13 protein-coding genes are annotated in these 16,204 nt (G+C 67.5%); 8 read left to right on the top strand and 5 right to left on the bottom strand.

Translation table 11 applies throughout. The annotated features are described in order from the left end of the window. Positions 1–114: 114 nt before the first annotated feature. Both ACIP5T_RS11755 and ACIP5T_RS11750 read left to right on the top strand, forming a co-directional pair. Positions 115–1,185 carry an FtsX-like permease family protein gene (locus tag ACIP5T_RS11755; protein WP_400863293.1) on the top strand — a complete coding sequence of 357 codons (1,071 nt, stop codon included), beginning with the start codon at positions 115–117 and terminating at the stop codon, positions 1,183–1,185. Continuing rightward, the gene (locus ACIP5T_RS11750) at positions 1,182–1,877 is read left to right on the top strand and encodes an ABC transporter ATP-binding protein (protein ID WP_400863291.1); all 696 of its coding nucleotides are present in this window, start codon (positions 1,182–1,184) and stop codon (positions 1,875–1,877) included. Before ACIP5T_RS11755 ends, ACIP5T_RS11750 begins: the two co-directional genes overlap by 4 nt. Positions 1,878–1,884: 7 nt before the next feature. Here ACIP5T_RS11750 and ACIP5T_RS11745 read toward each other — a convergent pair whose 3' ends face one another. Further along, the gene (locus ACIP5T_RS11745) at positions 1,885–2,886 is read right to left on the bottom strand and encodes a hypothetical protein (protein WP_400863289.1); all 1,002 of its coding nucleotides are present in this window, start codon (positions 2,884–2,886) and stop codon (positions 1,885–1,887) included. A 9-nt stretch (positions 2,887–2,895) separates the two neighbouring features. After that, positions 2,896–4,728, bottom strand: coding sequence for a substrate-binding domain-containing protein (locus ACIP5T_RS11740; RefSeq protein WP_400863287.1), 1,833 nt, complete (start codon positions 4,726–4,728; stop codon positions 2,896–2,898). A 77-nt stretch (positions 4,729–4,805) separates the two neighbouring features. On the opposite strand from ACIP5T_RS11740, the gene fdhD reads away from it, so the two are divergent. Together fdhD and ACIP5T_RS11730 are read left to right on the top strand one after the other, a co-directional pair. Next, positions 4,806–5,696, top strand: a complete 891-nt coding sequence (fdhD, locus tag ACIP5T_RS11735) for a formate dehydrogenase accessory sulfurtransferase FdhD (protein WP_400863286.1) — start codon at positions 4,806–4,808, stop codon at positions 5,694–5,696. Beyond that, the gene (locus ACIP5T_RS11730) at positions 5,686–8,040 is read left to right on the top strand and encodes an FdhF/YdeP family oxidoreductase (RefSeq protein ID WP_400863285.1); all 2,355 of its coding nucleotides are present in this window, start codon (positions 5,686–5,688) and stop codon (positions 8,038–8,040) included. Before fdhD ends, ACIP5T_RS11730 begins: the two co-directional genes overlap by 11 nt. A 16-nt stretch (positions 8,041–8,056) precedes the next feature. On the opposite strand, the gene ACIP5T_RS11725 is transcribed toward ACIP5T_RS11730, so the two are convergent. Genes ACIP5T_RS11725 through ACIP5T_RS11715 form a run of 3 tightly spaced genes read right to left on the bottom strand, consistent with a single transcriptional unit; the run spans position 8,057 to position 11,928 of the window. Further along, on the bottom strand, positions 8,057–9,013 hold the full coding sequence (locus ACIP5T_RS11725) for a glycoside hydrolase family 43 protein (RefSeq protein WP_400863284.1): 957 nt from the start codon (positions 9,011–9,013) through the stop codon (positions 8,057–8,059). Beyond that, complete coding sequence (locus ACIP5T_RS11720) at positions 9,004–10,842, bottom strand: glycoside hydrolase family 2 protein (protein ID WP_400863283.1); 1,839 nt, start codon at positions 10,840–10,842, stop codon at positions 9,004–9,006. The genes ACIP5T_RS11725 and ACIP5T_RS11720 overlap by 10 nt, the downstream gene beginning before the upstream one ends. Positions 10,843–10,878: 36 nt before the next feature. Next, positions 10,879–11,928, bottom strand: coding sequence for a LacI family DNA-binding transcriptional regulator (locus ACIP5T_RS11715; RefSeq protein ID WP_400863282.1), 1,050 nt, complete (start codon positions 11,926–11,928; stop codon positions 10,879–10,881). 141 nt (positions 11,929–12,069) lie between these two features. Here ACIP5T_RS11715 and ACIP5T_RS11710 point away from each other — a divergent pair, with 141 nt between their 5' ends. Genes ACIP5T_RS11710 through ACIP5T_RS11695 form a run of 4 tightly spaced genes read left to right on the top strand, consistent with a single transcriptional unit; the run spans position 12,070 to position 16,184 of the window. After that, a complete protein-coding gene (locus ACIP5T_RS11710; RefSeq protein WP_400863281.1) occupies positions 12,070–13,380 on the top strand; it encodes an ABC transporter substrate-binding protein in 1,311 nt (436 codons plus the stop codon). Then, complete coding sequence (locus tag ACIP5T_RS11705) at positions 13,373–14,347, top strand: carbohydrate ABC transporter permease (protein WP_400863280.1); 975 nt, start codon at positions 13,373–13,375, stop codon at positions 14,345–14,347. Before ACIP5T_RS11710 ends, ACIP5T_RS11705 begins: the two co-directional genes overlap by 8 nt. Next, a complete protein-coding gene (locus ACIP5T_RS11700; RefSeq protein WP_400863278.1) occupies positions 14,344–15,198 on the top strand; it encodes a carbohydrate ABC transporter permease in 855 nt (284 codons plus the stop codon). Before ACIP5T_RS11705 ends, ACIP5T_RS11700 begins: the two co-directional genes overlap by 4 nt. Beyond that, positions 15,195–16,184, top strand: coding sequence for a glycoside hydrolase family 43 protein (locus ACIP5T_RS11695; RefSeq protein WP_400863277.1), 990 nt, complete (start codon positions 15,195–15,197; stop codon positions 16,182–16,184). Before ACIP5T_RS11700 ends, ACIP5T_RS11695 begins: the two co-directional genes overlap by 4 nt. Positions 16,185–16,204: the final 20 nt, after the last annotated feature.

Raw genomic sequence — 16,204 nt, 5'->3', positions numbered from 1 at the left:
GATCGAGGCGTACTCATCCAGGTCGCGAAAGCCCGTTCCGGTGGCCGATGACCGGGACGACGCCCGCGGCGAAAGTGGAATGGTCGCCGCATCGGAGACAGGAAAGGCCACACCATGTTCGTCGCGTTACGCGATCTCCGCTTCGCCAAGGGGCGATTCATCCTCATCGGCTCCGTCGTCGCCCTCATCACTCTTCTCGTCGGGTTCCTCAGCGGACTGACGGGAGGCCTCGCCATCCAGAACGTCTCGGGTGTGCTCGCGCTTCCCGCAGATCGCATCGTGTTCTCCGCCCCCTCGGGCGGCGACGGCGCGGCCAGCTTCGCGGACTCCGCCATCACCGAGCAGCAGGCGAAGGACTGGGCGGCAACGGCCGGCGTGACCGATGCGCGTCCCCTCGGCATCAGCCAGACCCGCGCCGAGACCGACGACACCCGTGCCGCGATCGCGGTGTTCGGTGTCGAGCCTGGTTTCGACGCCGGTGCGCCCTCCGCAGACGGTCGGCTGCGCCTCTCGGTGCCCGCCGCGGATGCGCTCGCCGTGAAGGTCGGAGAGCAGATCGAGATCGCCGGCGTCTCCTACGACGTCGAGACGATCGACGGGGACGCCTGGTACAGCCATGCGCCAGTCGTGCAGATGACTCTGCACGACTGGCAGGCGTACTCGGCATCCACCGGGAACCCCGATGCCTACGCCACCGTCCTCGCTGTCACGGGGGCTCCCGACTGGGATGCCGCGGACACCGCGAACGACACGATCTCCGAGACGACCCTCGGATCGCTGACGGCGCTGAGCGCCTTCCGCTCCGAGATCGGATCGCTGCTGCTCATGGTGGCCATGCTGTTCGGCATCTCGGGACTCGTCATCGGCGCCTTCTTCACCGTCTGGACCATGCAGCGCAAGGGCGATGTCGCCGTCCTCAAGGCGCTCGGCGCAAGCACGCGATCCCTGATCCGCGACGCTCTGGGACAGGCGCTGATCGTCCTGCTGGTGGGCATCGGCATCGGACTGGGGTTGGTCACCGCGCTGGGACTGCTCGCCGGCACCGCCCTTCCGTTCCTGTTGAGCCCTCTCACGACGATCCTTCCGGGCGGCATCATGATCGCCCTCGGTCTCGCAGGTGCTGCCTTCGCCCTGCGATCCGTCACCTCCGCCGATCCCCTCACCGCACTCGGGAGCAACCGATGATCCGCCTGAACGACATCACCCTGACCTTCCCCGACGGCGACTCGCGGGTGACTGCTGTGGATGGCGTCTCCCTCACCGCTCACCCCGGAACCGTCACCGGCATCACGGGCCCCAGCGGCTCCGGCAAGTCGAGTCTGCTCGCCGTCGCCGGCACCCTCCTGCGTCCGGATTCCGGCGAGATCCTCATCGACGGCAGCGACGTCTCCGCGCTCAGCCCGGCCGAGGCGACGCGTCTGCGGCGGGACCGGATCGGGATCGTCTTCCAGCAGCCCAACCTCATCCCGTCGTTGACTGCCCGCGAGCAGCTGAGCGTCATGAACGAGCTCGGCGCCCCGCACAGTCGGCGCCATCGCGCGAAGGCGTCCGATCGTGCGGATGAGCTGCTCTCGGCTGTCGGCCTCGCCGAGCACGGTCACAAGAGGCCGCACCAGCTCTCCGGCGGGCAGCGTCAGCGCGTCAACATCGCTCGAGCACTGATGAACGATCCGAGCGTGCTCCTGGTCGACGAGCCCACCAGCGCTCTCGATCAGGAGCGCGGGGCTCAGATCATCGACCTCATCCTTCGTCTCACCGACGAGCGGAACACGTCGACGCTGCTCGTGACCCACGACCTGGTGCACCTCCCGCGCATGCACGGGGTGCTGCACCTCGTCGACGGTCGTGTCGTCGACGCCGCCGTTGCGAGGCGCTGAGCAGTGACTAGTCGCCGGAACTCTGCTTGAACTGACGCTCCCAGTCGCGCAGCTCGCTGCGACCGATGAGCGAGTCGAGCGACACCTGGAACAGCAGTCCCTTGCGGGCGTTGACCTGCTTGATGTTGTCGACGATCTGGGTGGTCACCGACGACAGCGCTTCGCGCACCTCGGCGATGCGCTCGTCGGGGGCGTCCCACAGGTCGGGCCTGGTCAACAGATCGAGCAGGTAGTCGCGGTCCAGCGCGGCGACCAGGCGGGCGAGCTTGTCGGAGTACTCGGCCTCGGCCAGCACGCTCTGGTCCTCACCCGCTTTGGCATCGAGCCGGATGAACAGCTGCTCGACGTGCGAGGCCAGGGCATCGATCCCCGCCGCCGTCTCGGCGGCGACAGGGCTGCCCGGCACCGCCGCGTAGTCGGCCCGGAGCTCGCGCAGGCGATTCACCCGCAGTCGGATCCCGGCGGGCACCGGGTCGGTCGAGACGGCCGGCGTGCGACGTCGGCGACGTGCGATCAGCCCCACGGCGGTCACGGCGGCCGCGACGAGAACGACGCCGCCGATCACCAGCGGGATCGCAGCACCGCCGGCGACATCGTCACCCCCGCTCGACGAGGTCGGCGTCTCCGCCGAGATCTCCTGGACCGTCTCGACGAGCTGATCCTGCAGGCTCCCACCCGAGGACTCGTTCTCGTTGGCGATGCGCAGCGCGTCATCGCCGATCGCAGCCGATGCTGCCTGCAGGTCGTCGCCGATCGCGACGACCACGGTCTGCTGACTCGACCCCGCCGTGAGCTGCTCGAGGATGTAGGTGCTGTACGGGGTGTCGCGTGCGGCATCCGCCGGCAGCACCACCACCGCGATCGAACCGTCACCGGGAACCACCCCGGCGAGAGCGTCCGTCAGGCCCTGGCCACCGGACACGGCAGGATCGACATAGATGTTCTGACCGGATATGCCTCCAACGGCATCCTCGATCCACGGGTTGTTCGACGAGGAGAGATACGGCATCGCGAAACCTCAGAAGTTGTTGATCACGGAGGCGAAGACGAGATCGATGCGCTCGGCATCCGAGGCGTCGAACAGCTGCCCGCCGGTGACATCCGCGATCCGCTGCAGCGCAGACGTGTCCGCACCCTCTCCATACGCGATCGGGAATATACGCACGGGAGCGTCGTCGTCGCCACCCTCCTTCGTGCTCTTGCCGATCTTCGCGATGAGCGAGTCGAGCGAGGTGCTCGAGTCGGTGTCCTCGCCGTCGGAGAGCACCACGATCGCGTTGATGCGACCGGGTTCGGCCCGCTCGCTCATCGCCTCGTAGGCGAGCAGGACCGAGTCGTAGAGGGGAGTGCCGTTGCGCTGCGCGTAGCGCAGGTCGTCGAGCGACGAGTCGAGCTTCTCACCGTCCGAGCCGAGCGCAGTCACGTCGCGGAGAACCTGGATGCCTTCACCCTCGTCGGAGGAGATTCCGGTGGTGAACGCCCAGACGCCGATCTCGTCGGTCGAGCGGAAGTGATTCAGCGTCGACTGTGCGCCCTCGATCGCTCCGTCGAGACGGGAGCGACCGTCGCCGATCGGGTCGTCCATCGATCCGGAGATGTCGATGAGCTCGAGCACCGACGAGGGCTTGCGCACCTGCGTCCACTGATCGATGGCGGTGGAGATCACATCGACCTCCGGCTTCGGCAGCGTCACGGCGGGCTGCGCGGGGTCGACGCCGAACTTGGCGGTGAACAGGTCGCCGAGCGGCACCGATTCATCGAGCGGCCGGAACCCGTAGTCCGGGAGGATCTTCTGCGCCGCGGTGGTCTGCACGAACTCGGCGAACGCCTCACCTGCGGTGCGCTGCTCGGCGGTCACCCAGTCGGCGCCGAGCACCGTGATCGGGTTGTCCGACCACATCGAGCCGCCCTCGGGGTACACGGCGACGAGCTTCGTCTTCGGCGGGGTCAGGGTCTCACCCGGCTGCACGGTGTGCGAGTCGGGGTTGCCCTGGTTGTAGTTGAGCAGCGAGGTCTCCTCCAGCGCGACGGCCGAGACGTAGGCCGAGCCGTTCGAGCCGTTCTGGGTCTCGTCGTAGAGCGTCGAGAGCACGTTGCCGGTCGTGTCGCCGTAGTGGATGACGCACTCCTCGAACACGCGGGAGAAGTCGGCCGAGGCCTCGACGTCCGCCGAGGTGAGCCCTTCGGCCTTGCCCGTCGCCTCATAGGACTGCATGAGGATCGTCGAGAGCCCGGTCGTCGAGGTGTTCGGGTTCGTCTTCGAGATCTTGAAGGCGCCCCAGATGTCCTTGCCGACGCTGCCCCATCCGGCCGGGTCCTGGCAGAGGGTCTCGAGGTCGCTGATGCTGATGGGCGCGTTCGGCCAGCCGAGAGCGGTCGCCATCGGCTCGGGCATGCCGAACACGACCGGAGTGCGCGTGAACGACTTCGGCTCGCCCACGAGGCTGGGTGACGCGGCAGCGGCCACGCGATCGGTCCAGACGGTGGATGCCGGAGACCACAGGGTCGGCCAGAGCGACGTGTCATCGCTCGGCCAGTCCTCGCCGGAGGTGAGGAAGCGCGTCGCGTTGCCCGAGGAGACGTTGGTGGGGCGCACCGTGGCGCAGGTCTCGAGCCCTTCGTGCTCGGGCGAGTCCTTGAACGCCTTCGCCAGCTCGTCGAGCATGTTGACCTTCTCCGACGAGGTGGCGACGGCGATGTGGGTGCAGCCGTCGTCGGGGAATCCCTGGCCACCGTCGCTCGTCGTGCCCTGCTCGCCTCCACCGCCGGTGCAGGCGGTCAGTGCCAATGCGACGATTGCCGCCATGGCGAGGGCGGCGGGTGTCCGTCGTGCTGTGCGAGGCGCGCTCATGGGCTTAGGGTACCCAGGTATCGGCCTCCCGATCACGTATCGATCCGATCCCGTGACCCCGGAGTACGCTCGCTGGTGTGGGGCGGATCACGACGCGGAGACCGATTCTGAAGCTCACCCTCGGTGAGGGTGCGACTCGTCGCGCCGACACGCTCGCCGTCGAGGAGCCGTTGGAGATCCGTGTCGCGGGCGCGCCGCTGGCAGTCACGATGCGCACTCCGGGACATGACGTCGAACTGGCGGCGGGGTTCCTCGTGTCCGAGGGGATCATCGCCCGGGCCGACGAGTTCCATTCGGCGATCCACTGCGGCGGCCCAGGCACTGGCGGTCAGGAGAACACCTACAACGTCCTCGACATCAGCCTCGCCCACGGCGTCGCGCTCCCCGACCCCGACGCCGCTCGACGCTTCTACACGACCAGCTCGTGCGGGGTCTGCGGCAAGGCCAGCATCGACGCGGTGCGCACGGTGTCGCGGCATCCGGTCGGCGAAGACGACGTCCGGGTCGGAGCCGAGCAGATCGCCTCCTTCCCCGATCGGCTGCGCGCCGAGCAGGCGGCGTTCGATAAGACCGGCGGTCTGCACGCTGCTGCACTGTTCGACGCCGACACGGACGAGCTGCTCGTGCTGCGCGAAGACGTCGGCCGTCACAACGCCGTCGACAAGGTGGTGGGCTGGGCGCTGCTGAACGATCGACTGCCGCTGCGCCGGCAGGTCCTGCAGGTCTCGGGCCGGGCGAGCTTCGAGCTGGTGCAGAAGGCCGCCATGGCCGGCATCCCTCTGCTCAGTGCAGTCTCGGCGCCCTCGTCTCTTGCCGCCGAGCTCGCAGAGGAGTCCGGGGTGACGCTCATCGGGTTCGTCCGAGGGCGGTCGATGAACATCTACACGCACGCGCAGCGGGTGCATATCGGCGCCGAGTCACTCGCGCCGTCCGCGCACGCTGAAGGAGGGGCACGTCATGCTCGATAGTCAGGGACCCGCGGGAACGTCCGGAACCGCCTTCGGGCTGATGCCCGCCGAGCCGCGCCAGGGTGGCTACGGCCCTCGCACCGATCGGCCCTGGTCTCGCAAGCCCTATGGTCACCCCGCCGCGGGGTGGGGTGCGGCGGTGTCGGTGGGGCGCGTGGTGCTGGATCAACGCGAGCCGATCGCCGGTCCTCTCGCCATGCTGCAGATGAACCATCCGATCTCGGGCTACGACTGCCCCGGATGCGCCTGGCCGGACGACCCGGGCAATCTCAAGCTCGACATCTGCGAGAACGGCATCAAGCACGTCACCTGGGAGATGACGCGCAAGCGGGTCGACCGTCGCTTCTTCGCCGAGCACACGGTCACGGAACTCGCGACCTGGCCCGACTTCGACCTCGAAGACCAGGGCCGCCTGACCGAGCCGATGGTCTACGACGCCGCGACCGATCACTACGTGCCGATCTCGTGGGACGACGCGTTCGCGCTCGTCGGCGACGAGCTGCAGGGTCTCGACAGCCCGGACGAGGCCGCCTTCTACACGTCCGGTCGTCTGAGCAACGAGGCGACCTTCCTCTATCAATTGATGGTGCGCGAATACGGCACGAACAACCTGCCCGACTGCTCGAACATGTGCCACGAGGCCTCCGGCCGCGCGCTCAAGGCCTCGATCGCCACGGGCAAGGGCACGGTCGACCTGCATGACTGGGATGAGTGCGACGCGCTCTTCGTCCTCGGCGTCAACGCGGCATCCAATGCCCCGCGCATGCTCACGGCGCTCTCGGATGCCGTGAAGCGCGGCGCGCAGGTCGTGCACGTCAACCCGCTCGTCGAAGCGGGCGCGACCCGCACGATCGTGCCGCATGACTTCGTCGACATGGCGCGCTTCAAGGCCACGGGCACGAGCACCATGAACCTGCAGGTGCGCCCCGGGGGTGACCTCGCTCTCATCAGAGGCATGTCGAAGGTCGTCTTCGAGGCCGCAGCCACCGATCCTTCGGTGCTCGATACCGGGTTCCTCGGGTCGCTCACGAATGGCGTCGACGCCTACCGCGAGCTGGTCGACGCCACGCCGTGGGACGAGCTGGTCACGCAGTCGGGTCTCACCGAAGACGAGATCCGAGCGGCCGCAGCGGTCTACCTCGCCGCAGACCGCACGATCATCAGCTGGTGTCTCGGCGTCAGCCAGCATGAGCACGGCGTCGACACGGTGCGCGAGATCGTCAACCTGCTGCTTCTCCGTGGCAACATCGGCCGTCGAGGTGCAGGCCCGTCTCCGATCCGCGGGCACAGCAACGTGCAGGGCAACCGCACCTGCGGCATCGACCACCGGCCGACGGATGCCTGGCTCGATCGTCTCGCCGAGGTCTGCCGCATCGATCCGCCGCGGCACCCCGGACTCGACACCGTGCGCACCATCGAGGCGATGCACGACGGGCGGGTCAAGGTGTTCGTCGGCATGGGCGGGAACTTCGTGCTCGCCGCCCCCGACACCCCGTTCACGGCGCAGGGTCTCGAGAAGTGCCGGCTGACGGTGCAGGTCAGCACCAAGCTCAACCGCAGTCACCTCGTGCACGGTGAGAAGGCGCTGATCCTGCCCTGCCTCGGCCGCACCGAGCGCGACCGGCAGGCTCAGGGGCCGCAGGGAGTGACAGTCGAGGACGCGATGAGCATGGTGCACCTCTCGATGGGGCGCAAGCAGCCGGCATCCGCGTATCTGAGGTCGGAGCCGGCGATCATCGCCGGAATCGCGAAGGCCACGCTGCCGCACACCGCGACCCCGTGGGATTGGTACATCGGCGACTACGACAACATCCGCGACGTGATGGCGAGGGTGCTGCCCGGGTTCGAGGGGTTCAACGACCTTATCCGAGACAGGCACGGATTCCGCATCCCGCAGCCTGCCAGGGAGCGGGTGTTCGAGACCCCGTCGGGCCGTGCCGAGTTCTCCCTCGCGCCGCTGCCGAACGTCATCCCCGAATCGGCCGAGACCCTGGTGCTGCAGACCGTGCGCTCCCACGATCAGTGGAACACGACGATCTACTCGAACGACGACCGCTACCGCGGCGTGAAGAACCTGCGAGAGCTGGTGTTCCTGCACGAGGACGACATGCGCGACCGGGGGCTCGTCGAGGGCGACCCGGTCGACATCGTCTCGACCTCGAAAGACGGCTCGACACGGATGCTGACAGCATTCCGCGCGGTGCCGTACGACCTTCCTCGTGGCAGCGCCGCCGGGTACATGCCCGAGATGAACGTGCTGATCGGTCGCAAGGACTTCAGTGTGCAAAGCGACCAGCCGCTCATGAAGAGCATCCAGGTGACCGTCTCGCGCAGCGGTTCGTGAGCGCGCTCGCCGGGGACTAGACCCGGTCGCGCTCTTCCGGCTCAGGACCGGGCTCCTCAGCCGCGAAGTCGATGGATGCGACGTGCATCTGCCGCTCGGACCGGTCGGCGTTCCACGCATGGAAAGCGATGCGGTCGTCCCCGTCCGGCCCGATGAAGAGCGAGTTGTGACCAGGGCCGATCAACGAGCTGCCCGACTCGAGAAGAGGAGGCGCTGACGACGGTGCGGCGGTCCACGGGCCGAGCGGACTCGCTGACGACGCCCAGGACACCGCGTAGCCGGCGCCCGTCCATGCGCCGCCGGAGAACGTCATCCAGTACCTCTCCTGCCTGTGCACCACAGCCGGGCCTTCGAGAGTGTGCCAATCGAAGGTCCCGTCATACATCGGGCGTGCTCGTTCGTAGATCTGCCAATCGGCGTAGGGCTCGAGGACGCTCCGCGCCTCGGTGAGCTGCGCGGGCGCGGGCAGACGAGCGACGGCGAGATGCGTGCCGGGCCGCTCCGCATCGAGCACGTCACGCGCGAAGTACAGGTACCACTGCCCGTCAGCGTCCTGGAACGGGTGCGGGTCGATCGCGAAGGTCTCGTCAGCCGTGAGATTCACGCGCAGATCATGGAACGGGCCCGTCGGCTCAGCCGCGCGGGCGACGCGCAGATGATGGCCGCTGATGCCGTGCCCGACGGAGTAATACATCCACCACGCGCCGTCGCGGAAGCAGACCTCCGGCGCCCAGTACTCGTCGCCCGTCTCAGGGCTGAGCCGCACCAATGCCAGACCGGCACTGCGCCACGTGTCGAGATCGTTCGACAGCAGGACCTCGAAGACTCCCTCGGCCGACGTCGCCGTCGGATTCGTTCCGTACGCCGCATAAGTGCCGTCGGGCAGGCGAAGAACGAAAGGGTCGGCGAAGTAGCCGGGATGCACGGGCCGGTGGCCGGCATCGCCCGCCCTCTCGCGAATCCTCACTCCCACGGCTGTGCCCCTCTCGGCCCGACCATGATCGCGCGCAGCTCGTCCACGGGAAGCTTGGGGACCCGGTCGGCTCCGACGAGGCCGTTGGTCTCCTGAAGCGTGTCGGTGAGCTGGGTGTAGCAATACCCCGCAAGGGCGTCGCTGTCGTGGATCGCGGTCATCAGCGAGCTCAGCCGCTCACGGAAGTCAGCGTCGGAGCTGGCGCGCGTATAGCCCCAGGCGTGATCCGTGCGGTGCACGTCGAAGGAGATGCCGCCGAACTCCGTGAGCATCACGGGTGCATCGTCGACGTCACCTGTGAGCACGAGACGTCTGCCTGCCGGTCCGAGGCCCGTGATCATCGCGTCGACGGCACTCCGATCCCTGTAGCGCGCAGCCATCACGTCGCCATCGCCCTCGTAGTCATGGATCGCCACGATGTCGGTGTCGGCTTGCTCCCACCCGTCGTTCGACACGACAGGGCGGGTCGGATCGAGGGCCTTCGTCAGGTGCACGAGCGCCAGAGCATGGTGCAGCATGCGACTGTCGTGCGCGATGTGCTGAACGCCCCAGCTCTCGTTCAGCGGCACCCAGGTGACGATCGAGGGGTGCGAGAAGTCTCGGTGGACGACCTCCAGCCATTCGCGCACCGTGCGCTCGACGGCGGTCGACGTGAAGGCGAAAACGGCGGGCGCCTCAGCCCAGATCATGAGCCCGAGCCGGTCCGCCCAGAAGAGGAACCTCGGATCCTCGAACTTCTGGTGCACTCTGGCAGCGTTGAAGCCGAGTTCCTTGATGAGCTCGACCTCTTCGCGCAGGGCGTGCGCCGACGGGGCGGCGAGATGGGTGTCGGGCCAATATCCCTGGCTGAGCACTGAGCGGACGAATCGCGGTCTGTCGTTGAGCAGGAAGTGGCGCCGATCGACGCTGGTCGATCGAAGGCCGAGGTACGACGACACCGCATCGAGTGGCGCTCCGTCATCCGAGGTCCGGATGACGGCGTCGAGGAGCCGCGGGCTCTCGGGCGACCACAGCAGCTCCTCATAGGCCTGGCCGTTCTCCTGACCGGGCAGCGGGATGTCGATCTCGACCTCGGATTCGCGGGTGAGACTCGAGGCGCGCGCCAGCAGGGTGTCGCCATGACGCAGCTCGACCTCGACCACGCACTCGGTCGAGGGCGGACCGGCGAGGCCGATGCGAGCGTGCACGCGCCCGGACGGCAGATCAGCGCGCCAGTGGATCCACTCGATCGCCGGGCCGGAGGGAACGGATTCGAGCCAGACCGGCTGCCAGATGCCGCTCGTGCGGTGGTACCAGATCGCATGGGGCTCGTCACGCCAGTCCTGCTTGCCGCGGGGCTGGGCGACATCCGTCGCCCGATCCTCGACGCGGACCACGACATGGCCCCCGTTCTCGAGCTCGAGAGCATCGGTGATGTCGGCCGAGAACGGCGTGTGTCCTCCCTCATGCGAACCGACACGATGCCCGTCGACCCAGACGACAGCGCGGTAGTCGACTGCTCCGAAGCGCAGGATGAGACGTCGTCCGTCGCGATGGCCCGAGGCCAGGACCTCGTCGCGTGTGAGGACTCGGTGGTACCACAGCGCCGTGTGGGGGCGCGGGTCGCCGATGCCCGACGCCGACGACTCGGGCGGGAAGGGCACCACGATCGACGTCTCGAACGCAGGATTCACGAACCATCTCTCTCGGATGCCGCGGTCGTCGTCGTCGACGGCGAAGCCCCATCGGCCGGTGAGGTCGGTCCAATCGGTCCGGACCAGCTGAGGACGCGGGTAGGTTCCGTCCCCCTGGCTCGCGGTGGGGGGCGGCGACGCATCGATTCTCAGCATGCAGACCAGCATGCATCAAATATGCAGCGCTGTAAACTAGGCGGAATCCGAGACGGAGGTCGGCACGGAGTCGGATCCCGGGGCGAAAGGCGCACTCTCTCGGACCTCCAGTCGGTAGCCGACGAGCTCGTGGCGTCCGGCCGCGGAGAACCCGGAGATCCGCTCCGTGAGCATCTCGACCGCACGGCGAGCGAGTTCGTGGAGGTCGGGGGCGATGGTGGTGAGGCTCGGGAATGTCACCCTGCTCAGCTCGATGTCGTCCCAGCCCGTCACGGCGACGTCGCTGGGAATGCGGCGACCGCGCTCGTGCAGGGCACGCAGGGCGCCGATGGCGGCGAGGTCGTCGCGGCAGACGAGGCCGTCGAACTCGGCACCCGCGTCGATCGCTCGACCGACGCCTTCGACCGCCCCGGACGGCGAGATCTCGCGGCTGGGGAACAGCAGGAGCGGGTCGGGGCGCAGCCCTGCATCTTCGAGAGCCTGCTGATAGCCCGCGATGCGCTGCAGCGAGGTCGATGACAGGTCGGTCAGCTCGTGGCCTGCGAACCCGATGCGGCGGCGGCCCAGCGACACGAGGTGCGCGGTGGCGGTGCGAGCGGCTTCGAAATTGTCGATCATGACGCGGTCGACCGGGAGGGGTGCTGCCCCTTCTCCGAGGATCACCATCGGCAGATCGCTGCGGTGGCGCGAGATCTCGGCCGACGACATCGTCGACGGCTGGAACAGGATGCCGTCGACCATCCCCGATTCCGAGCTGGTGAGCACGGCGCGCTCGCCCTCCAGTGTTCCGTCGGTCTCCTCGAGCAGTACCCGGTAGCCTGCTGCGCCGGCCGCTGCCGAGACAGCGCGCGACAGTTCTGCGAAGTAGGGGAGGGCGACGTTCGCGAAGGCGAGCGCCAGCAGGCCGGTCCGCCCGGTCGCGAGGCGTCTGCCCATGAGGTTGGGCCGGTAGTCCAGCTCGTCGATCGCGCGCTGCACGCGTTCCCGCGTGGATGCGCTCACGTGCTCGTACCCGCGCACCACATTCGACACGGTCTTCATCGAGACGCCGGCGAGCTCCGCGACATCCTGCAAGCGCACACCCATGCGGTCTCCAATTGGTCGCTACGTCGTCAACCGCGATACTACCTTGACAACAAAATTCCAGCGCTGTAAATTGCGATCACGGCTGGGGTATCCGGTCATCCCGCTCCGGTGCGCCGGAGTCACTCAAAGGAGAGCAATCACATGAACAGTCCATGGGCTCGCCGAGCGATAGGTGCAGGCATCGCACTCGCCATCGGCATCACAGCATCAGGGTGTGCGGCGTCCGCCGGCACCGGCGGAGGCGCCGTCTCCGGCGACGGGGAGTACACCGGCCCGGATGTCGAGGTCACGTTCTGGCACGGCTGGACGGGTGGAGCAGCCCCCAAGATCGTTCCCGAGCTCATCGAGGAGTTCAACGCGGAGCACGACAACATCACCGTGAAGGCCGTTCCGCAGGAGTGGGCGGACATCACGGCGAAGATGCCGCTCGCCATCAAGGCGGGCAAGGGCCCGGATGTCGCCGTCCTGCACGGAGACGACCTGGCCACGTACGCGGCGCAGAACCTGCTGCTCGATTCCGGCGAGATCATCGACGGGCTCGGGTACGCGGCGGAGGACTTCCCGCCGACCGTCTTCGACAAGGGCAACTACCAGGACACCCAGTACGCCGTGCCGTGGAGCGTGACGCCGCTGGGGCTGTTCACCAACAAGACTGTTCTCGCCAAGGCGGGCATCACCGAGATCCCCACCGATGAGGCCTCCTATCTGGCCGCACTCGACGCGTTGAAGGGCGCCGGGGTCCAGGGCGAGTGGGTCGACGGATACGTCTTCACCGGCACGTTCGAGTTCCAGAGCCTGATCTGGCAGTTCGGGGGCGATCTCTACAACGACGATGTCACGGAGGCGACGTTCAACTCCGAGGCCGGTGTGAAGGCCCTGACGTGGATGACCGACATGGTCGACAAGGGCTACAGCCCTGCGAACGTGGCACAGGACGGCAACATCAAGGCGCTCATCGCCGGTGACACGGCGTTCAACTGGAACGGCGTCTGGCAGACCACGAACACGGCTTTCGACGATCTCGAGTGGGCGCCGGCGCCCGTGCCGCAGATCGGCGAGGAGAAGGCCGTGTGGTCGAGCTCGACCCACTGGGTGTTCCCCTCGAACAAGGGCCAGGATGCGAACGAGACGGCCGCCGCATCGGTTTTCGTGAAGTGGATGAACGACAACTCGCTCGGCTGGGCCGAGACCGGAGAGCTCCCCGCCGCCAACTCGGTCCGCGAGGACCCCGAGCTGCTGTCGACGTATCCGAACCTCGAACCCTTCATGGAGCAGCTCGATTACGCGCACTACGAGACCGTCTCTCCCGGGATCTCGGAGGTCAACGCACAGATCACCCTCGCGCTGAACGAGGCCCTCACCGGAAAGAAGGATCCGAAGACGGCGCTCGACGACGCCGCGGCCAAGGCCGACCAGATCCTCGAGCAGAACCGGGCGAAGTACGGTGACTGAGACAGCCACCCTCGTCGCCCCCCAGCGCAGCAGCGCTGGGGGGCGACACCCGCGAACGCGCCCGGGTTCCGCATCCTCTCGGCGCAAGACGCTCACCGCGTACCTGTTCCTCGCGCCGTTCCTCGTGCTCTTCGTGACGTTCGTCGCGGGTCCCGGGATCTTCGGCATCTGGATGAGCCTCACCAACTGGAGCCCGTTCCGCGACGTGCAGCAGTTCGTGGGGTTCCAGAACTACATCGATCTGTTCACCCCGGGCAACGTGCTCTCCAGCGACTTCTGGAAGTCGATGAGCGTCACCGGGATCTTCATCGTGATCAGCGTGCCGTTCCTCGTCGTGATCCCGCTTCTCGTCGCGATCCTGTTGAACCAGCGCATCCGCGCGGCCACCACGTTCCGGACGATCTTCTTCGCCCCGTACGTTCTCGGTGTCGCGGTCATCGGCGTGATCTGGGGCTACATCTTCGACACGCAGTCCGGGATCCTGAACCACCTGCTCAGCCTTGTCGGACTGCCCGCAGACATCCCGTGGACGGTCGACGTCCCCTGGGTCTGGGTATCCATCGTCGGCGTGACCGTCTGGTGGACCATGGGTCTCAACACGATCATCTTCCTCGCCGGCCTCAAGGGCATCAACGGCGACCTCTACGAGGCGGCCGCGCTCGACGGTGCTGGAGCGATGAGGAAGTTCTCGAGCGTCACGCTCCCAGGACTCCGCCCGGTGATGACCTTCATCACCACGACCACGATCCTCGCGTCGGCGAACATGTTCGGCCAGTCGTACCTCCTCACCAAGGGAGGGCCCGGCACTGAGACGAGGACGGTGATCATGTACATCGCCGACCAGGGCCTCTCGCAGAACAACATGGCCCCGGCCGCCGCCATGAGCTACATCCTGTTCCTCGCGCTCGCGATCGTCAGTGTGATCAACTTCCGCCTGCAGCGCGAGAGAGTCGAGAAGGCATCATGACCACAGCACTCACCCGCCGCCCGTCCGCCCGCCGTGCGTGGGCGCGGATCGCGCTGTATGCCGCCCTCATCGCGCTGGCTCTCGTGATCGTCCTCCCGCTGCTGTGGATGCTGATCACGTCCTTCAAGACCGACGCCGACGCCATCAGGTCTCCGTTCTCCTTGCCCGACCCGTTCTCGATCGAGGCCTACCAGAGCCTGCTCGGCTCGGGGGAGCAGCCGATCTTCCTCTGGCTGTGGAACAGCTTCGCGGCCGCGACTCTGCAGACCGTCCTGATCCTCGTGACGGCGTCGATGGGTGCGTACGCGCTGGCCCGGCTCGAGTTCGCGGGCAAGCGGATCGTCTTCGGAGTGATCATCGCGACGCTGCTCGTTCCTCCTGTGGTGTTCCTGATCCCCAACTACCTGATCGTGCAGAACCTCGGTTGGCTCGACACGATCTGGGCCATCACGGTGCCCGGTGCCGCCGGCGCCTTCGGCATCTTCTTCCTGCGACAGTTCTTCGTCGGGCTGCCGCCCGAGATCGAGGAGGCTGCCCGCATCGACGGTGCCGGCGACATCCGCATCTTCGTGCAGGTCGTGCTTCCGCTCGCTCGCCCCGCGCTCGCGACTCTGGCTGTGCTGTCGTTCCTCGGCAACTGGAACGACTTCCTCTGGCCCGTCTATGTGCTGCTGAGCCCCGAGAACCTCACATTGCAGCCGGGACTCAGCCAGCTGCAGGGCGCATACTCGACGCACTTCGCGATCGTCATGGCAGGTGCGGTGATCGCATCCGTCCCCGTCCTGATCCTCTTCGCGTTCGCGCAGCGACAGATCGTCGAATCCGTCGCCGGATCGGCGGTCAAGGGGTGACCGATACCGCCAGGCCCGCCCCCGCGGTCGCGGCGGGCATCCTGCTCGCACTGGGCGTCGGTCTCGTCGGATGCTCCGCGCCCGCAGAACCCGAGACGGCCGTGGAACGCGCGCCGTTCCTCATCGACCAGGACTTCGCCGACCCGGACGTGGTCGAGGGCGACGGGGTCTACGTCGCGTTCGCCACCGAGAATCAGGGCGCGAACGTGCAGTTCGCGACATCGACCGACCTGGTCTCGTGGGACGTCTCCACGGACGATGCGCTGCCGGACCTTCCGGAGTGGGCGAGCGCCGGGCGAACCTGGGCTCCGGACGTGTCGGAGCGGGCCGACGGGAGCTTCGTGATGTACTTCTCGGCGGAGCATGCGGCCTCCGGCAAGCAGTGCATCGGATCCGCCACCGCCGCCACGCTGACGGGCCCCTATGTCGCCGTGGGCACGGAGCCGATGGTCTGTCCGCTCGAGGAGGGTGGGGCGATCGACCCCGCCGCCTTCGTCGACGACGACGGGTCACGGTTCCTCCTGTGGAAGAACGACGGCAACTGCTGCGAACTCGACACCTGGATCCAGATCGCTCCCGTCTCGGCAGACGGCACCCAGCTGGCCGGGCCGGCGACCCGACTGGTCATGCAGACCGAGAGCTGGGAAGGGCATCTGGTGGAGGCGCCGGTGCTGGTCAAGCGCGACGGCACCTACGTGCTGCTCTATTCGGCGAACGACTACGGCTCCGAGGACTACGCGGTCGGGGCGGCGACAGCCCCTTCGCTGCTCGGGCCGTTCGAGAAGCTGCCGGATCCCGTCCTCTCCACGTCGTCCACCGACGACCGCTACCTCGGTCCGGGAGGTCAGGACGTCGTCTCCACACCCGATGGCGACGTGCTCGTCTTCCACGGCTGGGACGACCTCTTCATCTACCGAGGTCTCGCCGCTCTGCCTCTCGACTGGGAGGGCGCCTCACCCTCCGTTCGACTCTCGACCGCCGACTGACGCCGAACGTCACTCGGCGG

The organism is Microbacterium sp. NPDC088619, from assembly GCF_044752825.1.
In the GTDB taxonomy this organism is placed as follows: Bacteria; Actinomycetota; Actinomycetes; order Actinomycetales; family Microbacteriaceae; genus Microbacterium.
Note: the sequence above shows the minus strand (reverse complement) of the source record. Positions and strands in the feature narration are given on the sequence as shown.